Here is a 6229-nt window from a genome sequence, read left to right as displayed (position 1 = left end):
GATAAATCTCGACCGCTCCCTTTCCAACAACGCAAGGCCGCGGCGGTCGAGATAAATCTCGACCGCTCCCTTTCCAGCAACGCAAGGCCGCGGCGGTCGAGATAAATCTCGACCGCTCCCTTTTCAGTCGATGGTGATGACGAGCTTTCCGAAATGATCTCCCGACGCAAGCCGCTCGAACGCGGTCCTTATCCCGCCCCAGTCGTACGACGCGGCGATCGCGGGCTTTATGCCGCGCTCGTCGACGAAGCGCAGCAGCCTCACGAACTCCGGCAGCGATCCCATCGTCGAGCCGAGGATGCGCAGCTGCCGCCAGAAGATGCGCGAGAGATCGGCCGGTGGATTGGAGCCCGCGGTCGCTCCCGCGACCACGACCGCGCCTCCTTGACGCACCGCGCGCAGGCTCGTGCCCCACGTCGGCTCGCCGACCGACTCGATGACCGCGTCCACCCCGTCGCCGCCCGTCAAGCCGAGCACAGCCTTTGCCGCGTCCTTGCCGCTCTCGACTACATGATGCGCTCCGATGCGCAGCGCAGCGGTGCGGCGCTCCTGCGAACGGGATGCGACGATGACCGAGCAGCCCGCCGCCGATGCGAGCTGGATGGCGGCCGTCGCGAGACCGCCGCCCGCGCCTTGGACGAGCACGCTGCGCCCCGGGTCGAGCGCAGCCTTCACGAAGAGCATGCGATACGCGGTGAGAAACGACACTCCCATACATGCCGCTTGCGCGAAGTCGAGCGAAGCCGGTTTGGGGACCGCCGCTTGCGCCGGCACGACGACGTACTCGGCGAGCGAGCCCTCGACGTCGCCGTCGCTGAGCATCGTGAAACGGCGGCAAAGCATCGGGTCCGGGCCGAAACACGCGGGGCACACGCCGCAAAAGCGGACGGGGTAGACCACGACTTCGGTGCCGATGGGCGGCGCGTTATCTGCGACGCCCGCTCCGTGCGCGTCGATGACGCCAGCAGCGTCGCAGCCGAGGATACGCGGCGGTTGGATCGGATATCCGACGATGCCGCGTAGCGTGAAGTAGTCGTGGTGATTGAGCGTGACCGCGCGGACGCGCACGCGCACTTCGCCGCGTCCGGGTTCCGGCAACGGCCGCTCGCCGATCTCGAGGTTGTCGAGCGGCGCGTCGCCGCCGAGCCTGACGGCGTAAGCCGCGCGCATCGTCGCTCCTTTCGCTTGTCCGATTGTCAAAGCGACGCCGTCGCGGTCGGATAACCGCACGTCTGCACCGCGCTCGCGATCGGGCGCAGCGACCGGGTGTCAAAAACGCTCAGCGTGTCGTCGCCCGCGTTGGGGACGAGAAGCGTCCCCCGGACGATGTCGATCGACGGAAGCCACGGCGTCCTCCCGGCGGGGAGCGTGGCGATCCGTTTGAACGGCGCGATCGAGTATGCTGCGACGTCGCCGTCACCCTCGTTCGTCACGAACAGCCGGTCCGCTGCCGAATCGACGGCGACGCCGAGGGGAAGCGCGTTCGCGGAACCCGTCGTCACGCGGCGCACCAACTTCATAGAAGGAAGCGCGAAGATCTCGAGACCGGGCTGCGACGATGCGCCGCTGAGCGTCGGCGTGTCGTTGTCCGCGACGAACATGAGGCGTCGCGCATCGTCGACTGCGATGCCGAAGGGTCGATGTCCGGTGACCGCTGCGCCCGTGAGGCGGGCGGCGCCGCGTCCGTCGAACGTGAAACGCATGACCGAGTTCGAGTTCACGTTCGTGACGTAGAACGACCGGCCGTCCGCCGAGGCTGCGATGCCCTCGGGTGTGTCGCCTGCGGGAGCCGATGCTGCGAGCGCCGGCGCTCGACCGCGAGCGACAGGACCGAAGATGCGCACGCCGTCCTGACCGGCCGAGGCTTGATTGTCGGTCGCGGCGACGTAGCCGTTCGCGAGCATCGCGAGTTCGGAAAAGCGAGCGCCGGCGACGGGTGCGGAGAACGTCGTCTTGCCAGATCGCACGTCGAAGACGCCGATGCGGCTAGCGGCCGCGACGACCGCGACGTGGGTGCGCGCATCGCTCACCACGCTCGCTGCGGCGTCGCCGGTCGACATCGTGCCGATGTCGTCGAACGTCGAAGCGTTGCGGACGTCGAGCGTGCCGTCATCGTAACAGGCGACGTAAGCGACCGGCAGATCCTGGGCGGGCGGAGCGACGACCAGTACCGCCGATGCCACGGACGCGCTGCCTGCGGTCGCGACGACGATCGCTTGCAGCCCGGCCGTCGGCGGCGCCGAGTAGGTCCCGTCCTGAGCGATCGCGCCCGGACCGATGAGCGACCACGCGATGGTGCCTCCCGCGTCACCTGCGAACGCCGCCCGAAGACGCAGGGACGAACCTACGAACACGCGCGCAGACGCGGGCGCGATGCTGGCGCGGGTGATGAGCATCGGGCCGTTCGACGGTGGCACGCGCGCCGGCATCGGAGCGACGTGCTCGGCCGCACCGGCGAACATGACGAGCGCGGACAGCGCGAGCGAGATGAGCGTGATCACGATGCGCCGCGCTTCGCGTCGAAGAGCGCGAACGCTTTCGGGATCCGGTCTGCCAGCGCATCGGAGCCGGGCACGACGCGCTTGTCACTCGCAGCGCCAGCGTCGATCTGAGCGACAAAGCCTGACGCCTTGCCGGCAAGCGCCTCGCCGATCACCCGCCCGTCGGGATCGGCGACGAGTGACGTCGCATCGCCCTTTCCGACGCGCGAGAGCGCGGCCACGACGAAGACGCGGTTCTCGAGCGCGCGCGTCCGTGCGGTGTCGCGCACGTCGTCGCGATACGGTGCTTTGCTCCAGACGATCACGTCAGCGCCGCGAAGCGCAGCGGCACGCGCCGGCTCCGGCGCGAACATCGCGGTTCCATCGACGACGGCCACTCGCAATGCACGGATGCTCGCGAGCGCCGTGCGCGCATCGGCCGCGCTCCGTGCAGCTTCGATAACGGCGTCTGCGCCCTGCGCGCGCAACGCCGCGAGCGCGACGGCTCGACCTTTTCCGAGCGTGCCCTGGAGGACTCCGAGCCGGAAGCGCGGCGCGCTCTTGGACCGTGGCGCGCGATAAGCGGAGCGAAGCGAGCGGCGCTCGGAAGGTGTGAGCGCCACGACGAACGGCTTCGGCGCGCGCGCGATCGGGACGTCGGCCGCGATGAGTGCCGGCCGATCGGCGGAAGCACATGCGATCCGCTCACCGTCCGGTGCGACGATCATACTCGCTCCGACGTAGTGGACGGCCTCATGTTCGGAACCGCATTTGTCGGCGGCCGCGATCCATACGCCATTTTCGCGTGCCCGCACGCGCATCATGAATTCGACTTGCGGATTCGCCATGCGCGCGTAGTCTGCGCCCGTGCCTACCCACGCCGTCGGATCGAGAATGAGCCATGCGCCGCGTCGCGCGAGCGAACGCGCGATCTCGGGCATGCGCCCATCGGCGCAGATCATCATGCCGAGTCGTCCATATGAAGTGTCGAACGCGTCCACAGCGCGGCCCGGAGCGAACCAACGCCGATCGAAGTTCCAAAGGAAGACTTTCGCGTAGCGCGCGACGACGCGGCCGGTGCGATCGATGTAGACGGCCTCGTTGCGTATCGAACCGTCGTTCGCTTGCAACGCCATGCCGATGCAGACGTCGATGGAAGAGCGCTTCGCCGCTTGCGCGACTCTCGCGAGCGCACGTTCGGAAGCGCGCGCGCCGCCCGGCAAGGAGCGCTTAAGCAGCACGTAAGCCGGGTACGAACATTCTGGAAGCACGACGATCTTCGCGTCGTGCGCCGCGCTCGTCGCTATGCCGCCGAGCACATCGTGCATCGCGATCTCCGCGTCGACCAGCGGCCGAGCGCGGAGTTGCACGCACGCGATACGTACCGTGACCGGGCGCACTCGCCTGCTCGTGGGAGGGCCTCCTATAATTATGGCACGCTCTACGGAGCGGCTGTAGCGGTCGAGCTTCAGCTCGACCGTCTCGAGGAGCACGAAGAACAGATGCACACCAGATCCGTCGCGCTCGGCGCGCTGCTGCTAGCTATGTCGCCCGTTTGCGCGCTAGCGAGCAGCACATCGACGTCGGTCCATCATACGGCGGTCGTCAAGCACGCCGCGCCCGCACCGAAAGTCGCTCCCGCGGACGAATATTTCGGCCGCATGAAGATGAGTATCCTTGGCATCACCAACTCGATCCGTGACACCGGTGCGAGAGAGGGTTTCGACCCGGCGCACGCGAGCCAGTACTACGGCGGTCTCATGCTGACCGAGAACGCGCTCTTGGACTGGGCGCACAAGTATCCGCAAGACTCGTGGATCCCGCGGCGCGCGTACGATCTGTCGCACGACTTCTGGCACATGCACACGGCCGACGGCGACCATCAAGCGCAGCTGTGCCGCAATATCCTCTTCCATCAATTCCCGCACAATCACTTCGCCGTGGTCGCGCGCACGGAGACGTCGGCAAAAGTATGGCCGGTCGCGGTGAGCGCCGCGGCGTCAGCCTCGACGACGAGCCAACAGCAACAGCAGCACTGAAGCTGCGCGCAGCGAGCGCTCGCCTCGAAGGCCGCAAGCCGCCCGCCAAAGAAAAACGCATGCGGAAAGGAAAGCCGCATGCGTTTTCGCTTCACCTCCGCGACGATCGTCGCGACCCTGCTGGCCGCCGCGGCCGGCCTGATGACGCTGTGTCCGGCAGCTGCTGCCGACATCGCCGCCGCTAGCGCTCCCGGCCCTGATGGGCGCGCCACGGTCGCCGTCGACGCGCATCCGCTGACGCCGCCGGACGCGCCGGCCGATCAATACTTCGGCAGGTTGAAGCTCAGCAATCTCGGCGTGCGCAACATCATCCACGCGCTATCGATCGAAGGGCGTTCGCCGCTCGCGCTGCCGCTCGAGCGTACGCGCATCATGGGCGTCGAGACGGCGCTCGCGCAGTGGGGTGAAGAATTTCCGCGCGACTCATGGCTGCGCGGTGCGATGCTCAGTTTCGCCGGCGTCATGGCGGGAAAGCACGATCCCGATACAGACCGCCTCGCCGTCGATTATTATCTGCAGACCGCGATCCGCTATCCGAACACGCCTTGGTCGCGGCAGGCTCTGCGGCAGCTCGCCTCGCTCGAGCCTGCGACGGGGGTCGACTGGTCGATCTGTCCGTACGATCCGCCCGACATGGCGATGATCGAAGCGCAGCGCATCCGGTTCTAAAGCCGCCGGCTACAAAAAGAAGAGGGCCTCCTTGGAGGCCCTCCGCATTTACACGCTCCGGCGTGCTGTCAGAAGTGGATCCCGAGTCCGACGTACGGTCCCGAGTGGGTCTGATTGATCGGCTCGTTGTTGTCTTTCTTGTTGTAGCGGTCGCCGCTGTAGCCGCCGTACAGGTAGAACGGCGACGTGCCGAAGTTCAGGTCCAAACCGATGTCGTACTTGATGATGTCGTACGACTGCTTGAACGACTGGCCGAAGGTCGGGCTGGTCGGATCGTTCTGCACGAACGTGCCGTTCGCGTTCGGGTAGTAGAACGCGGAGCCGAACCAATCGAGGCCGCTGTTGAAGCTCGGAAGCTTCTCGAGACCGCCGCCGACCGCGTGAAGCGTCGGATAGCCGTAGTTGTTCGCGGCCTGGAGGTAGCCGACGCCGACGTAGATGTCGGGCGACGCGACCTTGAACTCGAGCCGGCCGTCGAGCGTCGATTGCTTGGCGCGGAACTGATCGATCGTCGCGACGCCGCCGTCAATCGTGTTGAACGTCGTACCGGGGCCGCCCGACGGTCCGATCGCGTTGTTCGTCGTATCGTACACGTCTTGGCGGAAGTCGACTTTCAGCGCGAACGGATTGAACTTGTACGCGCCCGCGATGACGGTCGGCCACCCGAATCCGCCGCCGCTGCCGTTATTTCCCGAGCCGCTCTTGTCGGTCTCGCCTGCCGCAAATTCGTTATACACCTTACCGAAGGTGTAGCCGATCTGCGCGTAGCCGAGCGACGGCGCGGTGGTCGGTACAGGCGTCGGCGCCGGCGTCGGCACCGGGGTCGGCGCTTCGGTCGGAGCAGGCGTCGGGACCGGCGTCGGCGGCAAGTAGCGGACGACCGCGACTCGCTGCGTCGGCTCCCACTCGACGTACGCGCCGAGCGCTTCGGAGATGACGCGCACCGGCACCATGAGCGTGCCTTTGTACATCATCGGAGGCACGTCGAGCGGACGCGACTCGCCGTTGATGATGACCTCGTTCTTGCCGAGGGTCACCTGG

At 67.0% G+C, this 6229-nt stretch carries 6 protein-coding genes; 2 read left to right on the top strand and 4 right to left on the bottom strand.

All coding sequences use genetic code 11. The features are described from left to right. Positions 1–123 precede the first annotated feature (123 nt). The 3 genes from VFO25_13120 to VFO25_13110 are packed head-to-tail and all read right to left on the bottom strand — an operon-like array spanning position 124 to position 3850. Positions 124–1170, bottom strand: a complete 1047-nt coding sequence (locus VFO25_13120) for a zinc-binding dehydrogenase (GenBank protein ID HET9343848.1) — start codon at positions 1168–1170, stop codon at positions 124–126. A gap of 26 nt (positions 1171–1196) precedes the next feature. Then, complete coding sequence (locus VFO25_13115) at positions 1197–2501, bottom strand: hypothetical protein (protein HET9343847.1); 1305 nt, start codon at positions 2499–2501, stop codon at positions 1197–1199. Next, entirely contained in the window at positions 2498–3850 is a 1353-nt protein-coding gene (locus VFO25_13110) for a nitrilase-related carbon-nitrogen hydrolase (GenBank protein ID HET9343846.1), read from the bottom strand. Before VFO25_13110 ends, VFO25_13115 begins: the two co-directional genes overlap by 4 nt. 132 nt (positions 3851–3982) lie before the next feature. On the opposite strand from VFO25_13110, the gene VFO25_13105 reads away from it, so the two are divergent. Together VFO25_13105 and VFO25_13100 are read left to right on the top strand one after the other, a co-directional pair. Beyond that, on the top strand, positions 3983–4519 hold the full coding sequence (locus VFO25_13105; protein HET9343845.1) for a hypothetical protein: 537 nt from the start codon (positions 3983–3985) through the stop codon (positions 4517–4519). Between the two features lie 78 nt (positions 4520–4597). After that, on the top strand, positions 4598–5188 hold the full coding sequence (locus VFO25_13100) for a hypothetical protein (protein ID HET9343844.1): 591 nt from the start codon (positions 4598–4600) through the stop codon (positions 5186–5188). A gap of 68 nt (positions 5189–5256) precedes the next feature. On the opposite strand, the gene VFO25_13095 is transcribed toward VFO25_13100, so the two are convergent. Further along, positions 5257–6229 (bottom strand): copper amine oxidase N-terminal domain-containing protein (locus tag VFO25_13095; protein HET9343843.1); only part of this gene is annotated, 973 nt, incomplete at its 5' end.

The organism is Candidatus Eremiobacteraceae bacterium, from assembly GCA_035710745.1.
Lineage (GTDB): Bacteria > Vulcanimicrobiota > Vulcanimicrobiia > Eremiobacterales > Eremiobacteraceae > JANWLL01.
This window is presented reverse-complemented; position numbering and strand designations above follow the sequence as displayed.

What these genes read in the sequence shown, in the direction of transcription:
- VFO25_13120 (HET9343848.1), bottom strand. Translation starts at nt 1,170, where the DNA reads ATGCGCGCGGCTTACGCCGTCAGGCTCGGCGGCGACGCGCCGCTCGAC.
- VFO25_13105 (HET9343845.1), top strand. Translation starts at nt 3,983, where the DNA reads ATGCACACCAGATCCGTCGCGCTCGGCGCGCTGCTGCTAGCTATGTCG.
- VFO25_13100 (HET9343844.1), top strand. Translation starts at nt 4,598, where the DNA reads ATGCGTTTTCGCTTCACCTCCGCGACGATCGTCGCGACCCTGCTGGCC.